General features: G+C 63.5%; 16 protein-coding genes and 2 tRNA genes. 8 read left to right on the top strand and 10 right to left on the bottom strand.

Going from position 1 to position 15,872, the window contains the following annotated elements:
- Window positions 1–77 precede the first annotated feature (77 nt).
- The 7 genes from GH815_RS15785 (at window position 78) to GH815_RS15755 (ending at window position 5,259) form a co-directional block, all read left to right on the top strand.
- The gene (locus GH815_RS15785; RefSeq protein WP_153749720.1) at window positions 78–389 is read left to right on the top strand and encodes a helix-turn-helix transcriptional regulator; all 312 of its coding nucleotides are present in this window, start codon (window positions 78–80) and stop codon (window positions 387–389) included.
- Window positions 390–494: 105 nt separating this feature from the next.
- Window positions 495–2,513 carry an AAA family ATPase gene (locus tag GH815_RS15780; RefSeq protein WP_153749719.1) on the top strand — a complete coding sequence of 673 codons (2,019 nt, stop codon included), beginning with the start codon at window positions 495–497 and terminating at the stop codon, window positions 2,511–2,513.
- Window positions 2,514–2,780: 267 nt separating this feature from the next.
- Entirely contained in the window at window positions 2,781–3,431 is a 651-nt protein-coding gene (locus tag GH815_RS15775; protein ID WP_153749718.1) for a hypothetical protein, read from the top strand.
- Window positions 3,432–3,540: 109 nt separating this feature from the next.
- Entirely contained in the window at window positions 3,541–3,795 is a 255-nt protein-coding gene (locus GH815_RS15770) for a hypothetical protein (RefSeq protein WP_153749717.1), read from the top strand.
- Between the two features lie 80 nt (window positions 3,796–3,875).
- Window positions 3,876–4,136 carry a hypothetical protein gene (locus tag GH815_RS15765; protein WP_153749716.1) on the top strand — a complete coding sequence of 87 codons (261 nt, stop codon included), beginning with the start codon at window positions 3,876–3,878 and terminating at the stop codon, window positions 4,134–4,136.
- Complete coding sequence (locus tag GH815_RS15760) at window positions 4,133–4,522, top strand: hypothetical protein (protein WP_153749715.1); 390 nt, start codon at window positions 4,133–4,135, stop codon at window positions 4,520–4,522. Before GH815_RS15765 ends, GH815_RS15760 begins: the two co-directional genes overlap by 4 nt.
- A gap of 2 nt (window positions 4,523–4,524) precedes the next feature.
- Window positions 4,525–5,259, top strand: coding sequence for a hypothetical protein (locus GH815_RS15755; RefSeq protein WP_153749714.1), 735 nt, complete (start codon window positions 4,525–4,527; stop codon window positions 5,257–5,259).
- Between the two features lie 91 nt (window positions 5,260–5,350).
- On the opposite strand, the gene GH815_RS15750 is transcribed toward GH815_RS15755, so the two are convergent.
- From GH815_RS15750 to GH815_RS15710, 9 genes are all read right to left on the bottom strand, one after another.
- Window positions 5,351–5,977 (bottom strand): hypothetical protein, encoded by a 627-nt coding sequence (locus GH815_RS15750; RefSeq protein ID WP_153749713.1) that lies wholly within the window; start codon window positions 5,975–5,977, stop codon window positions 5,351–5,353.
- Window positions 5,974–6,924 (bottom strand): hypothetical protein, encoded by a 951-nt coding sequence (locus GH815_RS15745; RefSeq protein WP_153749712.1) that lies wholly within the window; start codon window positions 6,922–6,924, stop codon window positions 5,974–5,976. The genes GH815_RS15750 and GH815_RS15745 overlap by 4 nt, the downstream gene beginning before the upstream one ends.
- A 276-nt stretch (window positions 6,925–7,200) precedes the next feature.
- Window positions 7,201–7,275: transfer RNA gene (locus GH815_RS15740), tRNA-Glu, on the bottom strand.
- 79 nt (window positions 7,276–7,354) lie between these two features.
- On the bottom strand, window positions 7,355–9,103 hold the full coding sequence (recJ, locus tag GH815_RS15735; protein ID WP_153749711.1) for a single-stranded-DNA-specific exonuclease RecJ: 1,749 nt from the start codon (window positions 9,101–9,103) through the stop codon (window positions 7,355–7,357).
- Window positions 9,104–9,106: 3 nt separating this feature from the next.
- A complete protein-coding gene (gene glpX / locus GH815_RS15730; protein WP_153749710.1) occupies window positions 9,107–10,078 on the bottom strand; it encodes a class II fructose-bisphosphatase in 972 nt (323 codons plus the stop codon).
- 178 nt (window positions 10,079–10,256) lie between these two features.
- Window positions 10,257–11,711, bottom strand: a complete 1,455-nt coding sequence (locus GH815_RS15725) for an ArnT family glycosyltransferase (protein WP_153749709.1) — start codon at window positions 11,709–11,711, stop codon at window positions 10,257–10,259.
- The gene (locus tag GH815_RS15720) at window positions 11,689–11,997 is read right to left on the bottom strand and encodes a lipid-A-disaccharide synthase N-terminal domain-containing protein (protein ID WP_153749708.1); all 309 of its coding nucleotides are present in this window, start codon (window positions 11,995–11,997) and stop codon (window positions 11,689–11,691) included. The genes GH815_RS15725 and GH815_RS15720 overlap by 23 nt, the downstream gene beginning before the upstream one ends.
- Complete coding sequence (locus GH815_RS15715) at window positions 11,987–12,721, bottom strand: glycosyltransferase family 2 protein (protein ID WP_153749707.1); 735 nt, start codon at window positions 12,719–12,721, stop codon at window positions 11,987–11,989. The genes GH815_RS15720 and GH815_RS15715 overlap by 11 nt, the downstream gene beginning before the upstream one ends.
- Window positions 12,722–12,768: 47 nt before the next feature.
- Window positions 12,769–13,845, bottom strand: a complete 1,077-nt coding sequence (locus tag GH815_RS15710; protein ID WP_153749706.1) for a LacI family DNA-binding transcriptional regulator — start codon at window positions 13,843–13,845, stop codon at window positions 12,769–12,771.
- 113 nt (window positions 13,846–13,958) lie between these two features.
- On the opposite strand from GH815_RS15710, the gene GH815_RS15705 reads away from it, so the two are divergent.
- Window positions 13,959–14,035: transfer RNA gene (locus GH815_RS15705), tRNA-Arg, on the top strand.
- A gap of 26 nt (window positions 14,036–14,061) precedes the next feature.
- Here GH815_RS15705 and GH815_RS15700 read toward each other — a convergent pair.
- A complete protein-coding gene (locus GH815_RS15700) occupies window positions 14,062–15,708 on the bottom strand; it encodes an alpha/beta hydrolase (protein WP_153749705.1) in 1,647 nt (548 codons plus the stop codon).
- Between the last annotated feature and the right edge of the window lie 164 nt (window positions 15,709–15,872).

Below are 15,872 nucleotides of genomic sequence, written 5' to 3'. Positions count from 1 at the left end.
TCTGGTCTAGCAGCTTGAAACTACAGCGCTTTCAGGCGCACGCAACTTTTCCGGCCGAATTGGACGAATAAGCCGGGATGAACGCCCCCCTGCCGCCCTTCACCGATCAAGGCCAGACGCCGCCACGCTTCACGCCTGCGGCCCTTGTGCCGAACGCCCTTCTGCGCACCCCCGACGTTTGCGCCGTTACCGGCATGGCCCGCCCGACGCTGTATGAAGCTATGGCGAAGGGGCTGTTCCCGCGCCCGATCAAGCTTGGCGAAAAGTCGTCGGCATGGCCCGCGACCGAATGCAACGCCATTCTTGCCGCCCGCATTCGCGGCGCAACCGAAGACGAAATCCGCGCCCTTGTTGTCGAACTGACAGAAGCCCGCAAAGATTGCGCGTGATGGCAGCCGTATGGGCTGACAAAATCGAAGATAAGCCAATGAAGTAGGACGAAAAAATTTCGGCCAACAACTTCTAATAACAACCTACTACATTACAGGCCGAAAATGCAGCCGAAATTTACGTCGCAAGCCATGAAGGACACGGCCCGATGGCTTGTTTGGAAATACGGCGAACCCAATACCAAAGGCAAGCGCCCGAAGGTTCCGCACAATCCCCGAACCGGCCTTCGCTGCGACCCGACCAATCCAGACAACTGGACGACGCACAGTGAAGCCGCCGCGCTTGCATCCGGGCAGGGGTTCGACGGGCTAGGTTTCGCCCTGGGGGATGGCTGGCAGGGTATTGACTTCGACGGGGTGGACGCGAACGGCTTGGCCGATCTTGTGAACGCTGCGCCGGGTTACGTCGAATACAGCCCGACCGGAGCCGGGGCACATGCCATTGGCTTTGGGCAGCCCTTCCCGACGCTTGCCAGCAACGCCAGCGGCTTGGAAGCCTACAGCGGCGGGCGCTACTTCACCTTCACCGGGAACGCCTTCCGCGACGATCCCCTGACCGACCTTGCCCCCTTCGTTGCGCAGGCCATAGCGCCCCGCCACGGCGCAGGGAAGGCGACACCGGCTGCACCCCCTGCACGGGAACAGGCTGACCCGCTGGACGCTTCCACGGCGGCGCAGCTTGCCGACGCGCTGGACTGGATCAACCCCGATGCCCGCGAAAGCTGGATTGCCGTCATTGCCGCGTTGAAGTCGGTTCCGAACAACAGCGGCTTCGAACTGGGCCGCGATTGGTCGCGCCGGTCATCGAAGCATGACGATGCAGAGTTCGCCGCGAAATGGGCCGAAGACTGGAAGCATAGCAGCTATCGCGCTGTTTTCAGCATGGCGCAGGCGAACGGCTGGCAGAACCCCGGATGGCGACAGGACGTTGAACTTCGCCCGCATGGTCTTGCCGCCTTCGATCCCCGCTCCGGGCAGGGGGTGGAAACGCCGTTCCCTGCGACGCTGAATTTGACCGAACTTCTTCGAATTGTCCAAGCTACGCCCCCGCGCTTGTTCACAACAACATTCTTCACGCCCTGCGGCGAAGTTACGCTTCTGTCGGCAGATGGTGGCGTTGGCAAAACCAACTTCGCGCTTGCTTGGGCGCTGTGCTTGGCCTTCGGCATGTCGGGGCTGTCGCTTCACGTTCCGGCCCCGGTCCCGGTCCTTTTCGTGACCGCCGAAGACGATGCAATTGAATGCGGGCGACGGCTGGAAGCCATAGCCGCCGCGATGCATTTGAACTTTCAAGGTGAATGGTTGTCCGAAGGGTTCGGTCGCCTTCACCTTTGGGATGTTGAAGGTTCGCCGCTTTGGGTCGAAGCCCGCGACAGTGCCGCCGGGGTTGCGACCGCAGCCCTAGCCGAACTGGAACGTCGCATTATCGCGACGGGCGCAAAGCAAGTCTTTATCGACAATGCTTCGACGGTCTTCCTTGCCGATCACAACGCCCTTGTCCCGGTCAACGCATTTATCGGTGCGCTTCGCCGGATTGCCGCACGAACCGAATGCAATATTTTGCTTCTTGCGCACGTCAACGCCGAAACTGCAACCAAAGGCAGCGGCAAGACCTACAACGGTTCCGTCGCATGGAACAACAGCGTTCGGTCGCGCATGTTTATGAAGGTCGTTGTCGAAACTGATCTTCCCGAACATATCATCGTGTCGCATGAGAAGGCGAACTTGGGGCCGAAATCGGGGCCGTTCCGGCTGCGGCGAAATGCAGAAACCGGCGTTCTTTCCGCGTTCACTAATCACGAAGTTGCCGCTGCGATAGATGAAACATCTGCGCCGATGGTCGAAAAGGTCTTCGGCCATATTCAAGAAGCGCAACGTCGTGGTGAACCGATACGCGCCGCAGCATCCGGCCCGAAGACGGCTTATCACGGCCTTGCGGAAATCTTCCCCCGTGAATACGCCGAAGGCGATAAGGAAATGAAGCGCCGGGTCAAACTCGCAATCTCTACGCTTTCCAATAGTGGACGCATCGTAAAAAGAAACGGATGGGACAATAACCGAAATACGCATCAGTTTTGGGCCGTATTGACGCCCGACGATCCCCTTTACGGCACGGGGGTCTGATCGTGAGTTCGGAACCTACGAATTCGTTAGTTCAATTCATACCCCCCCTCGTGAGTTCTATCTCACAGGGGGTATGGGGGAACTTAGACGACGAACATTACTCACGATGCGAACTCACGCACCCACCTGCACGGCAACCCGGTTGCGTCCAGAAGCGGGATTTATCGTGATGGCAGCGCAGCCCGCTACCGATGGTCGTTGAAATAACTGCGAAATCTAGCGTCGAACCGTTGCTACTACATCGCTACTAACGAAGGAACCGGCGAAATGAAAGAAAATGGACACGGCGCAGTTGCCGAAGATTTCATTGCAATGATTGACGAAAACGGGGGATGCTTCGACGTTCTGTTGTGCATGAAGCTTATGGACCGTAGCCACGAAATGCCGACTGTCGCGACGCCGGATCAACTGTTGACCGACGTTCTTGTTGAATGGGTCGGCGCGAACTTCACAAAGCTGTCGTCGTTCCGCGTGTCGCGATACATGCAGCCGCGCGAAATCCCGATGATCGTCGCAGCATTGAAGCCGCTTTGCGGTCGGGCGTTCCTCAAGCTGAACATCATGCTTTCGGTCGAACGTGACCACCTGTTTGCATCGCGCGACTATGTTCGGGTTATGGGCAGGCTCTATAGCGAAGAAGCGCCGTCGGCGACGTTCGTTCGCTTCCTCAATGACATGGAAAGGTTGAAGGCCGTCGGTTCCGAAACCTATGAACGCAATGTTCCTCGCATTTCCGAAGTTCACGCCCTGAACCGCGTCGCCGAAATCATGCCCCGCGACTTTCATCATGGATGGTCGGGCAGGCTGCAACCGGGTCAGTCATATGACGCGCTACGATGGGCCGACGTGCTGGCGCTTCGCGACAGGACCGGGATTCACGCGATGGACGATCTTCTTGCCAGCGCAGGGGCGCTGTAGGGCGGCAAGCGAGGTTCGGGCAGGGTTGCCCTACCCCCGACGGCTAGAGGCGCTCCACGGGCCGGAAATCGGGGTCTGCGACGGGGCGGCATTGTGGGCAGGGTGACAGATGGGCAGACAGATAGTGCTTCCTTATTCCGAATATCGCATCGCAAATGCCTTCAAGCCGGGCATTGAACTTTCGGATAACGATATTGCCGAAATGTGGCTCCGTTGTATTGCCGACTGCGGCGATTGGAAACGCCGAAAAAATAGGACCGAAAACCTAGGCGAAGTATTGAAGAAAAAGCCGAAACCACGCTGCAAAATACGTCGCGATTTATCGCATAAAGATATTGTCCTGTTAAAAGCCGCATGGGGCTGAATATGGCTTGACAGACTGGCATTAATTGGCTCGTAACTGGCATTAATTGGCGTTCACGCGACCGATAAGGAATAACGATCATGGGCCAAGTTCCAATCAATGCATGGGGAAACCCGGTTAACCCCCCTATGGGTCAACCGAAGCCGAAACGCATTCGCTGCAAGCTGGATACGGTCGCCGATGTAAAGGCCGAAGCCTGCAAGCTGTATCGGTCTGTCAGGGCGAAGGAAATCGACGCTTCGGAAGCCGGTAAGCTGGCCTATCTGTTGCAGATCATCGCGAAGCTTGCGGAAACCGCCGATCTTGAAGCCCGCCTTTCCGAACTGGAAAATGAACAGTGAACCGCGCCCTTGCCGCCCGGATTGAACGCTTGGAACGTCGAAAGGCGAACCAAGCGCCCATGCGGCAATTTGGGGTCTTTGGTAGGGAACCAATCTGGCGAACCGAAGAACGGGGCGGCGTCGTGTATTGTTTGCCGCTTCATTCCGGCGACGCATATTCCGAACTTGCCCGCAATCAGCAACAGGCACTTTTGGCGCGGCTGAATGAATACGCCGATCAATTTGACGAAGAAGGGAACAGCGATGGCCGGGACACGTCGCCCCATGTGGGCATAGAACTAGCGCCCCTTCTGCCCGGCAAGACCAAACGCCCGCGATTTGTCGAAATCGACGGGCAGGAAATCGACGCCGAAGCATGGCGCGCATTGAAAGCGCAAAGGAACTGAAAATGAGCCGCTACCTGAACCCCAATCCTTCCCACGTCGATTTCTTGAATTTGGTCAGACTCAACGTCGGCTTCCGGGCGCATTTCACGCCAATCGGTGACGACGAAAGCGTTGACGCTATCCCGCGAACTTCCGCCAAAAGGGCCGAACATGCCGTCGCGAACGCAATCGCCCGGCTTGAACGCATCGCCCGCGACACGACCGTTACCGAAGACGTTCGCCATGAACACGCCGGTATCGTGCTGAAAGCCGTTCAGAAGGAAGTTCGCGAAGCCGCCGACACGATCCGCCGTTTCGGGGAACGGGAAGCCGCCGAAGCGCAGAAGCGCGCATTTGCCGTGCTTGAAGCCGATACCGGCAAGGCGTCGGTCTATTCTGAAATCCGCCAAATCTTCCGCGAACGTGCTGCGCAGGGTGATCCGAACTGGCCCGCCGAAGCCTCGCGCCTTGTTGCGACCAACCTTGACGTTGCCGCCGCGATCAACGCCGCGCCGGGGTTCAATTCCGGCCTGTCCGATGAACGGCATACTGCGCTGCGCCTTGAAGCCCTGAACGCCCATGCGCCCGAAGACGCTGCGGCGATCTTGCACAACGCCGACATTGCCAAGCAGGCCGACCGCATGGAAGCCGGGCTTCGCCAGCTTGGGGCGGCTTGGTATAGCCCCGCCAATGCCGACCGCGCGACAGCCAGCCGGGTTGACCCCCATGCGGCCCTTGTGCCGCCTGCCGACGCCTGACCTTGCGCCTTCGGGCGCACACAAGCTTCCGCTCACGGGCCTGTCGCGGGAGACCTTCCTAGCCCCGGTTGCAGCGATGCGCCGGGGTCTCTTAATCGCTTTCAGAGTCAGTCGGCTTAGGCAGTATCTTCGGTGGCTTAGCGTATATGCGATCCGTAAGATAGTAGAGGCCATAGAACGTGGTAACTATCATTGCTGAAACAATTACGCAGTAAATTCCAATAATAGATCCTCTAGCTACCTCAAAAATTGGAATAGAATGACCTGCGAATTCAATAGGGCTGCGATCATGCAGGTCGGCGAAAGCGGGGGCGACGATTAGAATGAATGTTGACACTATTGCGATGAATAGTGACAGGAATGAAAGAAATCCAAACATCGCACATATATACTCGCGCCGCGTTAAAGAATCTTCATCGCCTATATTCAGAAAAATCTTTCCATTTGAGATTGGAGAGTCCAGATCGCCGATAGATGCCGAAAAGCTGGCGACCGCAACCAATGCAGCAATGTAGAAACCAGTCAGAACAGCAGCAAGAGACCCCATTCGATCAACGAAACCCGCTGCGCGTGAGAAGTTCATCTGGTCGAAAACAACAAAGGGCGCGGTAAATACTAACGCAATTGCCAATATGGGGAAAAGATCACGAAAAACGAGCCGTGTCCCGCGCTCGTTTCGCAACTTCAAATACTTGAATGGTGAAATGAAGACTATCATTTCTTTTCAATGAGCTTAAGAAGCGCCAAACCCTTTGAAATCAGTTCGTCATGAAAATCAGTAGAGCAGACACTAATTTGTTTTGCAAGGTCAACTTTATCCGATTTGACAAATAATATTTCCTTGGCATCCTGAAACTGTTCTAGTTTTATCTGTCTAGAGCGTTCGTCCGGTAAGGAAATTTCGACATTAAAGCTCTGCCATCCGTCACCTTTGGCAGTTTCAATAAGATGACCAATCTTGTCCTTCCAGTTGGCTTCTTCAATTTCGCCTTTGACGCGAAGCTTCATTGTATCAACTGTTGGAACCCAGAGACCATCACCATCGGCATACTTGGCTGGCGCGGGGCGCGTGAGCGTGATCCAGCCTGCCTTGCCGGTTTTTAATGCGTCCGCAACAGTTTCCGACTTTATGCCTTCCGCCTTCACCGTGCAGTAAGTGTGTTCTTTCTTGCCCGGCTTTCTTTCAAATTCATACTCATAATCGACAAGCAACGAAGCTAGAACTTCGCGAACTGTCGCCATGCTTAGGCCAGGAATTTCTTCGAGTAGGGCGTAGTATCTTTGATCCTTGTAAGGCGAAGACCGGATAACCAAATGTGCTGACACTGACTGTTCTTCGTCGTCATCCTTGTCCGCAACTCTGACAGTTACCTTTCCTTCCTTCTTTTTTCTATATGTCGGATCGGCGGCGTCAGGATCTGCCCGGTGAAATAGAAGAACAACGCTTTTGGAAGCCTCATCGTGCTTAACCCGAACCAACTCTACAATGTCGCCGTTCGTTTGCTTGACCGAAGCCTTGTCTTTTGCGAGTTTGGCGTTGATTGCATCCAAGACAGAGTATTCCCCTGCGCCTGCGACAAGCGGAATCGTTGCGGCGGTTGGTTTGCGCGCACCAAGGATGATTTCGTAGCGACGGAAGTAGCGGCTAAACTTTTCAAGAAACATGTCACCCCCATTTCTTTCGACACTACGGCGGACCTTTCGTCTGATCAAGTCGGCAGTCACGAATGCCTTACGCTCATCGTTACAGGTCGCAACGCGTCGTCTGCGGCGCTTCGGCGACACTTGAGGCGTCAACAACTTCACGAATGCGTGATACCTGACCCCTCTGCCCGGCAGGCTACAGGGTCGAAAGGCGGGGATTTTCCGCTGTAGTAGCTTTGTAGTGGGATTTTGCGGCTCGGAAATTTCGCAACAAAATCAACAACTTACACGGATAAGTGGCAGCCCGTAGGGGAATCGAACCCCTCTTTCCAGGTTGAAAACCTGGCGTCCTAACCGATAGACGAACGGGCCGTGCTGGCTTGTGGGGCGTTTCCTAGATAAATTGGCGGGGCGGCGCAAGGGGGTATTTGGCAGTTTTTTTCGTCGATGCTCATCCGGCCCGTGCGGCGTCTTCCAGGCGGAGTTGTACCTGGCGGCGGCCGCCCCAGTCGTTGATCTCGAGCCGCCCGGCAAGGTGGAACCGTGCGCCGCCATGGGCTTCGAGCAGGGGGCCAAGGGGGGTGTCGAAGGCGCCGAAGGCGATGGCATCGAGCCGCGGGCCGGTGCCGTCGCCGAAACCGATCTTGAGATGCGTCTCGCCGACGCGGCGCACGAAGCCCAGCGCCATGGCGGCGAAGGCAAAGCGCGGGGCGGGGGCTGCGGCGCCGAAGGGGCCTGCGGTGTCGAGCCGGTCGACCAGATCGACCGTGGCCGCACCGGGCATCAGGAGCCCGTCGAGCCGCAGGTCGCGCGGGCCGCCCTCTGCGGCCCCCTGTTTCGCAAGCAAGCTGCCCAGCCGCGCCATCGCCTCGTCCAGCCGGTCGCGGGCGACCGTCAGGCCCGCCGCCATACGGTGGCCGCCGCCCTTGAGCAGCCAGCCTTCGGCCGCCAGCCGCTGCACCGATGCGCCCAGATCGACGCCGGAAACCGACCGGCCCGAGCCCTTGCCCTGGTCGCCCTCCAGCCCGATCACCACGGCGGGGCGGTTTGCAAGCTCCTTCAGGCGGCTGGCGACGATGCCGACGACGCCGGGGTGCCAGCCTTCGCCCGCGGCCCAGACCAGCGGGCCGTCGAGCCCGCGCGCCTCGGCCTGGGCCAGCGCCGCCTCGCGCACGGCGGCCTCGATCTCGCGCCGCTCGGTGTTCAGCCGGTCGAGCTTTTCGGCCAGTGCCGCGGCCTCGTGCGGGTCGGGCGTGGCCAGCAGGCGCGCGCCCAGATCGGCCTGGCCGATCCGTCCGCCCGCGTTGACCCGCGGACCCAGCAGGAAGCCCAGGTGATAGGGCGTCGGCGCGCTGGTCATCCGCGCGACATCGGCAAGCGCCACCAGCCCGGGCCGCGCGCGCCGCGCCATCACCTTGAGCCCCTGGCGCACCAGCGCGCGGTTGACACCTGTCAGCGGCGCAACATCGGCCACGGTGGCCAGCGCCACAAGGTCGAGAAACTCGATCAGGTTCGGCCCCGCCATCCCGGCGGCGCGCATCTGGCGGTTCACCTCGACCAGCATCAGGAACACGACGCCCGCCGCGCAGAGATGTCCCAGATCGCCCGATTCGTCCTGCCGGTTGGGGTTCACGACGGCCAGCGCCGGGGGCAGCGTCTCGGCGCCCAGATGGTGGTCGAGCACGATCACATCGGCGCCCCGCGCCGCGGCGATGGGCTCGTGGGACAGCGTGCCGCAATCGACGCAGACGATCAGATCGTGGTCGCTGGCAAGCGCGGCCATTGCGGGCACGTTCGGGCCATAGCCCTCGTCGATGCGGTCGGGGATGTATAGCGTTGCGCGATGCCCCATCGCCCGCAGCCAGCTCAGGATCAGCGCGGCCGAGGCGCCGCCATCCACGTCGTAATCGGCAAAGACCGCGATCCGTTCGCGCCCGCGCAGGGCGGCAAGGAAGCGTTCGGCCGCCGCCCCCATGTCGCGCAGCGACAGCGGATCGGGCAGCAGATCCTTGAGCGTGGGATCCAGAAAGGCTTCGGCCGCTTCGGGGGGCACGCCGCGCCGGGCCAGCACCGCCGCCACCGCAGGCGGCAGGCGCGCGGCCTGTTCCAGCGCCTCGGCCTGTCGGGCCTGTTCGGGCGTGGGGCCGGTCCAGCGCCGGCCCGTCGCCGAGGATTCGACGTCCAGAAACGCCCGGGACATCCGTTACTTCACGGGGGTCCGGTAGGTCATGCGCCGCACCGAGCCGGTCTTGGAGCGCATCAGCAGCGTCTCGGCGGTCAGCCAGCCCACCTCGCGCCGGATGCCGGGCAGAAGCGAGCCATCGGTGACCCCGGTCGCGGCAAAGATCACATCGGCACGCACCATCTCGTCGCGGGCATAGACCCGGTTCAGATCCCTGATCCCGGCACGCTCGGCGCGGGCGCGTTCGTCATCGTTGCGGAACAGAAGCTGGCCGAAGATCTGCCCGCCCATGCATTTCAGCGCCGCCGCCGCCAGAACGCCCTCGGGCGCACCGCCCGAACCCATATACATGTCGATGCCGGTGCGCTGCGCCTCGGCGCAATGCATCACACCCGCGACATCGCCATCGGTGATCAGCCGGATCGCCGCGCCGGTCGAGCGCACTTCGGCGATCAGCGCCTCATGGCGGGGGCGTTCCAGGATGCAGACGGTGATATCGGCCGGCGTGCCGCCCTTGGCCGCGGCCAGCTTGCGCACCCGCTCGGCCGGGGGCATGTCCAGCGTCACGATGCCATCGTCATAGCCCGGCCCGATCGCCAGCTTTTCCATGTAGACATCGGGCGCATGCAGCATGGACCCGCGCGGCCCCATCGCGATCACCGCCAGCGCGTTCGGCATGTCCTTGGCGGTCAGCGTCGTGCCCTCGAGCGGGTCGAGCGCGATATCGACCGCGGGGCCGGTGCCGGTGCCCACCTCCTCGCCGATGAACAGCATCGGCGCCTCGTCGCGCTCGCCCTCGCCGATCACGACCACGCCCGCGATATCGAGCTTGTTGAGCTGGGTGCGCATCGCATCGACCGCGGCCTGGTCGGCGGCCTTTTCGTCGCCATGGCCGATCAGCCGGGCCGAGGCAAGCGCCGCAGCCTCCGAGACACGGGCAAGGCCCAGCGAAAGCATACGGTCGTTGAAATCGTAGGCGGGCGTGTCGGTCATGGGAAATCCTGCGGGGTAAATCCGGTAAGTGGCGGCATCTAGCCCCGCAGGGGCGGGCGAGACAAGGGGTATCCCGCCCCGTTCCCGGCGCGCGGCGTTCTGCACCACCCGGCCTGCTGATGGCGTGCCGGCAAGACCGGATCGGATCAAGGATTGCTGCGGCGGGCAGACAGTGCCCTCAGCGTCCTGCCGCCCAGCATTCGGCCGGGACGGCGAAAAGCGACACCGGCCTGCCCCGCCATGCGCCCTGTTCGGGCAGGATCACCCGCAGGGGCGGGGTGTCTGCGATGCAGGCGGGTGCGGCGCCGAGCGTCGCGAACAGAACCTCGCCCGTCAGATCCGGGGGCAGGGGGTGTTTCAGCGCATAGTGATGCGGCGCCCTCCCCTCGGGCGGGACTGCGTGAAAGACCAGCCCGCTGTCGCGCGCGGAATAGAACAGGTCGGCCAGAATATCGCGGTTCGCCGCCACTATGATGTCCAGACCGGCCTCGCGCGCGGTGTCCACGATCTCCGCCGTCATCTCGTCGCGGCCTAGATAGCGCTGCAAGAGCGGCTGCCCGCCCGTCGCGGCCTTGTCGGCGAAGACGCCCAGCACCGGCAGCGCCAGCGCCAACGTGCCGTTCACGGCGAACGAGGCCAGACGCCAGCGCGGGGAAAGCCAGGGAAGGACGGCCAGCGACCCCGCCAGATAGGCCGCGGCCGCCCAGTTCGCATAGGCCCCCGACAGCAGTGCCTGCCCCGACACGATCACCAGCGGCGGCAGCGCAAAGACCAGCATCATCTGCCGCCCGCGGTCGCCCGCGCCGCCCCGCAGGCAAAGCCAGATCAGCGCACCGAACAGCACCGGGCCAAAGACCGCGAACTGGCTGGCCAGGAACTCGGCCAGACCGGCAAGGTTCAACTCGGCCCGGGTGCCCGGATCACGCACCCAGTCGGCATTGTCCAGCGTGTGCTGGACCGTGGTCAGGCCGTTCATCAGGTTCCAGACCACGTTCGGCGCGATGGTCAGCGCGAACAGCCCCAGCGCCGTCAACCCGTCGCGCAGCGCGGGCCGGGCGCTGCGGAAGATCAGCGCCGCCAGCAGGGCCGAGATCAGGTAATAGATCGCGGCGTATTTCGACAGGAAGGCCAGCCCCAGCGCGATGCCCGCGACCGCGGCCCAGACCCGCCCGCCGCCCCGCAGCAGCCGAAGCCAGCCGCCCAGCGCCAGCGCAAGGAAGGGGAACATGATCGTGTCGGTCGAGATCAGGATCGACCCCACCGCCACCATCGGCAGCGTGACATAGCCCAAGGCCACCCAGAACGCCGCCCGCGCCCCCCAGAGCCCGGCGGCGATCCAGCCCAGGATCAGCGCCGTGACCCCATGAAACAGCGGCGCGGGCAGGCGCACCCAGAACGGCGCATCGCTGCCCGCCAGTTCGGTTGCCGCCCGGATCACCCAGCCCACCATCGGCGGCTTGGAATAGTAGCCCAGCGCCAGCTCCCGGCCCCAGAGCCAGTACTGCGCCTCGTCCACGAACAGGTCCATGCGGTTGAACCACAACAGCGCGACCCGCGCCGCCGTCACGGCAAGGACGGCCGCGGCTGCCGGGATCAGCCAGCCCCGGGGCTCAGACGTTGCGGCGGTTTGCATGGATCAACCACAGGTTCCGGGAATAGATGATGATGCCCATGGACTGGCCCAGGATGAAGACCGGATCCCTGCGATAGACCGCATAGGCAAACAGGATCGCGCCGCCCGCCAGCGAAAAATACCAGAAGGCCAGCGGCACCACCGAATTCCGGGCGCGCTCTGATGCGATCCATTGCACCAGGAAGCGCGCCGTGAACATCAGCTGCCCGCCCAGCCCGATGACGACCCACCAGAATTCGGTCCAGCTTTTCACCGCCAGCACGGTGAACAGCGTCTCAATCGACATGGCGGGGCTCCTCGCTGGCGCGCGCCTTCTTGCGCCGCTTGATCAGCCAGGCCACCCCGACCAGATCGTGCAGGCCGACCAGCGCGCGTTGCAGGTTGTTGTAGTTCGACCGCCCGGCATGGCGTTCGCGATGGCTGACATCGACCAGCGCCACCTCCCAGCCGTCGCGGCGGAACAGCGCGGGCAGATAGCGGTGCATGTGGTCGAAATAGGGCAGCGCCAGAAAGGCATCGCGCCGGAACCCCTTGAGCCCGCAGCCGGTGTCGCGGGTGCCGTCGCGCAGAAGCCGCGCCCGCAGCGCATTGGCCAGCCGCGAGGCCCAGCGCTTCGACGCCGTATCCTGCCGCCCGACCCGTTGGCCCGCCACAAGCCCCAGCCGCCCGGTCGCGTCGGCGAGCAGCGGATCCCACAGTTTGGGCAGGTCGGCGGGCGGGTTCTGGCCGTCGCCGTCCAGCGTGCAGATGATCGGTGCCCGGGCCGCCAGAACGCCGCTATGGACCGCAGCGCTTTGCCCGGCCGAGGCGGCGTGGCGCACCAGCCTGAGCGCGGGATCGGCTGCCATCCGGTCACGCACACGGCCCGCGGTGTCATCGGTCGAGCCGTCATCGACCACGATCACCTCATGGCTGCCCAGCGCGGCGCAGGCCTGCGCGATCTCGTCCAGCAGGAACGCCACGTTCTCGGATTCGTTCTTCATCGGGATCACGATCGAGACGGCAGGCATGGGGGCCTCATCGGGGGCCGCCGCGGCAGGGCAGGCGGTGGCGCGGGTTAAACATGATCGGGGCGGTCTTGTCCACCGGGGCCGGGCGGTGCCATGCGCAGCGTGTCGCCGGGGTCGATCCGTGGCGTCAGCGCCACCCGTTCGCCCGCGCCCGAAAGCCCGCGCGCGACGCAGTCGGCGATGATCCGCGCCGCCCGCCGCCCGATCTCGCGGCGCTGGATGTCCATGGTCGCGGGTTTCAGCGGCAACCCGTCCAGGATCTCGATCCCGTTGAACCCGGCAAGCCCCATCCGGCCGGGAATGTCGATGCCCCGCTCAAGGCAGTGAAGCAGCCCGCCTGCCGCGATCATGTCATTGGAATAATACAGGAAATCCAGGTCCGGATTGCGGTCGAGCAGCGCGCGCGTCATCTCGCGCCCGGTGGCCAGCCCCGAGCCGCCCGAGTAGAATTCGTGATCCGCCACCTCGATGCCCGCCCGCGCCAGCGCGCCGGTGAACCCCTCGAAGCGTTTGCGCGCGCGGTGGTCCATCGGCATCTTGGTGCCCAGAAAGCCGATCCGCCGATAGCCCGCCGCGGCGATGGCGCGCGCCATCTCGGTACCCGCGCGGCGATGCGAGATGCCCACCACGGAATCCACCGGCTCGCCATCCAGATCCATGATCTCGACCACCGGAATGCCCGCGGCCTTTAGCATCGCGCGCGTTCCCTCTGAATGTTCGAGCCCGGTCACGATCAGCCCCGAAGGCCGCCAGGACAGCATCTCGAACAGCACCTTCTCCTCATGCGGGGGATCATAGCGCGACAGGCCGAACACGGGCTGCAACGGCGTGTCCTCCAGCACCTCGTTGATGCCCGACAGCACCTCGGGAAAGACCATGTTCGACAGCGACGGGATGATGACGCCCACCAGGTTCACCCGCTGGCTGGCCAGCCCCCCCGCGATGCGGTTCGGCACATAGCCCAGCCGCTTGGCCGCCTCGAGCACCTTTTCGCGGGTCTTGTTCGACACATCGCCACTGTCGCGCAGAACGCGGCTGACCGTCATCTCGGACACGCCCGACGCCTCGGACACATCGCGCAGCGTCAGCGGACGGCGCGGGCGGGGCGGGTCGGAAACGGTCACGGGTGCGGCGCTCCTGTCAAGGCGGGCTGATCTAGTTAAACGCGGCCCGCGGGAAAGTCCAAGCGCATGCGGGCTTGCATGCACGGCGCATTCCGGTGAAAAAGACCCCGCACGGCCCCGTGGCTCAACAGGATAGAGCAATCCCCTCCTAAGGGATAGGTTGCAGGTTCGAGTCCTGCCGGGGTCACCACTTGGCGCATTCCTTCCCGGTCTGGTTCAGTCCCCGGCGGCGACAGCAGCTTTCAGTGCGTCCAGCCCTTCGGGTGTCCAGCCGGGGGCGCCGGTCAGTTCGGCCCATGCGTCGAGATAGTCGTCGAAGGCATAGCTGTGGCCGTGGCCCGGCGGCGGCACCATGGGCATGGTGATGTCCATGGCCAGTTGCAGGAAGCTGACCACCGGGATCCAGCGGAAATCGGGCGAGACATCCGGCCCGCGCGGTTCCTCCAGCCAGGCCGGTCTGCGCCAGGCCGATGCCGGCTCGAAAAAGGTCACGGCGTCGCTGGCATATTGCAGGAAGACGACCCGGTAGGGCCCCCAATCCGCCTCGGCGCCGCGCCCCGCCCCGTTGCGGCCGACGAAGCGGATCACCGCACCATCGCGGAATCGCGGCAACCAGGCGGGTTTCTCGATCTCGCGCGCCCGTGTCACCGCGCGCCAGGTGCGGCTGTTGAAGGGCGGACCGGCCCAGAGCGCGCCATCATAGGGATCGCCGATCACCTGATAGAGGTCGTGGCTGAGATCGGAATTGAGCGCCCCGAGGCTGAGCCCGTGCAGCCACAGTCGCGGCCGCGTCTCGGGCGGCAGCGTGCGCCAATGGCCGTAGATCGCGGCGAAGACCGCGCGCGCCGTCTCGGCCCCGTAATCGGGATCGACCGTCAGTGCGATCCAGCTTGCAAGATAGGAATATTGCACCGCTACCGTCGCGACATCGCCGCGGAACAGGTATTCCAGCGCCTGCTGCCCGTTGGGATCGACCCAGCCGGTTCCGGTGGGGGTGTTGATGACCAGATGTGCGCGCTCGAACCCGCCCAGGCGGATCAGTTCGGCCAGCGCCAGTTCCGCCCGCGCCTCGAGGTCGGGGGCCGAATTCAGCCCGACATAGACCCTGATCGGCTCTTTGGCATCGGCAGCCCCGGTCCGCGCGGCGATGGTCGCGGCATCGGGACCGGCCGCGACCATCGCGCGCCCCGCCCGCCCAAGCCCGTCCCAGGCCAGAAGCGACCCCGGCCCGCCGGACTTGTGCGGGTCGGTCGGCTGCGGACTGGCCTCCTCGAACAGGGCATCATATTGCCGATAGCTGGCATCCAGACCCGTCAGGGCGCCATGCACCAGAAGCCCGTTGCCAAGGCTCCAGAACAGCGTTGCCGTCAGACCCACGCCAAGGATCACCGCCTGCGGCGTCGGCAATCGCCGCTCGAAGCGCTGCCTCAGCCGCGCGGCCACCAGCTTGAACAGCCGCGCGACCAGCAGGATCAGCGCAAAGACGGCCACCGCGACTGCGGCGATGGTCAGCGGGCGCCCGGTTTCGACCGGGTCCATGTCCATCAGCGCGCGCAGCCGGTCCTGCCAGACCGAGGCCATCCACAGCGCCGCGCCCGCGATCGCCAGCGACACCGCACCGGCCGCAAGCGCCAGCCAGCGCGCCGTCCGCGGCCCCGGATGCGGAAACTCCAGCACGGTCCACAGCATCCGCAGCGCAACGCCCAGCCCGTAACCGGCCGCCACGCTCAACCCGCTGAGCGCCCCCTGGATCGGCACCGAGCGCGGCATGAGGCTGGGCGTGAGCGAGGCCGCAAAGAACAGCGTGCCCAGCAGCACCCCGACCGTCGACACCAACGCCTTGCCCCCGGATGCCTTTGCCATGTCCCGTCCCTGTTGCCACCTCTCCGACTAAGTCGGCCAGCAGAGCATATGGGGTCAAGAGGACAGAGTCGGACATGCCGCCCGGGGGCCGGGCGGGCCGGAAGGACGGGCTCGCCCGTCGCACCCTGCCGGTGCAGCAACTCGATCAGCGCCGCAGCACGGAA

This window comes from Rhodovulum strictum (assembly GCF_009649175.1).
Taxonomy (GTDB): domain Bacteria; phylum Pseudomonadota; class Alphaproteobacteria; order Rhodobacterales; family Rhodobacteraceae; genus Rhodovulum; species Rhodovulum strictum.
The sequence above is the reverse complement of the archived record's forward strand: the minus strand, read 5'-3'. Positions and strand labels throughout refer to the sequence as shown.

Excerpts from the sequence above, each read along its gene's own strand:
- GH815_RS15715 (WP_153749707.1), bottom strand. The coding sequence starts at position 12,721 with ATGCCTGCCGTCTCGATCGTGATCCCGATGAAGAACGAATCCGAGAAC.
- GH815_RS15785 (WP_153749720.1), top strand. The coding sequence starts at position 78 with ATGAACGCCCCCCTGCCGCCCTTCACCGATCAAGGCCAGACGCCGCCA.
- glpX (WP_153749710.1), bottom strand. The coding sequence starts at position 10,078 with ATGACCGACACGCCCGCCTACGATTTCAACGACCGTATGCTTTCGCTG.
- GH815_RS15780 (WP_153749719.1), top strand. The coding sequence starts at position 495 with ATGCAGCCGAAATTTACGTCGCAAGCCATGAAGGACACGGCCCGATGG.
- GH815_RS15720 (WP_153749708.1), bottom strand. The coding sequence starts at position 11,997 with ATGTCGATTGAGACGCTGTTCACCGTGCTGGCGGTGAAAAGCTGGACC.
- GH815_RS15750 (WP_153749713.1), bottom strand. The coding sequence starts at position 5,977 with ATGATAGTCTTCATTTCACCATTCAAGTATTTGAAGTTGCGAAACGAG.
- GH815_RS15775 (WP_153749718.1), top strand. The coding sequence starts at position 2,781 with ATGAAAGAAAATGGACACGGCGCAGTTGCCGAAGATTTCATTGCAATG.
- recJ (WP_153749711.1), bottom strand. The coding sequence starts at position 9,103 with ATGTCCCGGGCGTTTCTGGACGTCGAATCCTCGGCGACGGGCCGGCGC.
- GH815_RS15755 (WP_153749714.1), top strand. The coding sequence starts at position 4,525 with ATGAGCCGCTACCTGAACCCCAATCCTTCCCACGTCGATTTCTTGAAT.
- GH815_RS15770 (WP_153749717.1), top strand. The coding sequence starts at position 3,541 with ATGGGCAGACAGATAGTGCTTCCTTATTCCGAATATCGCATCGCAAAT.
- GH815_RS15700 (WP_153749705.1), bottom strand. The coding sequence starts at position 15,708 with ATGGCAAAGGCATCCGGGGGCAAGGCGTTGGTGTCGACGGTCGGGGTG.
- GH815_RS15765 (WP_153749716.1), top strand. The coding sequence starts at position 3,876 with ATGGGCCAAGTTCCAATCAATGCATGGGGAAACCCGGTTAACCCCCCT.
- GH815_RS15745 (WP_153749712.1), bottom strand. The coding sequence starts at position 6,924 with ATGTTTCTTGAAAAGTTTAGCCGCTACTTCCGTCGCTACGAAATCATC.
- GH815_RS15725 (WP_153749709.1), bottom strand. The coding sequence starts at position 11,711 with ATGCAAACCGCCGCAACGTCTGAGCCCCGGGGCTGGCTGATCCCGGCA.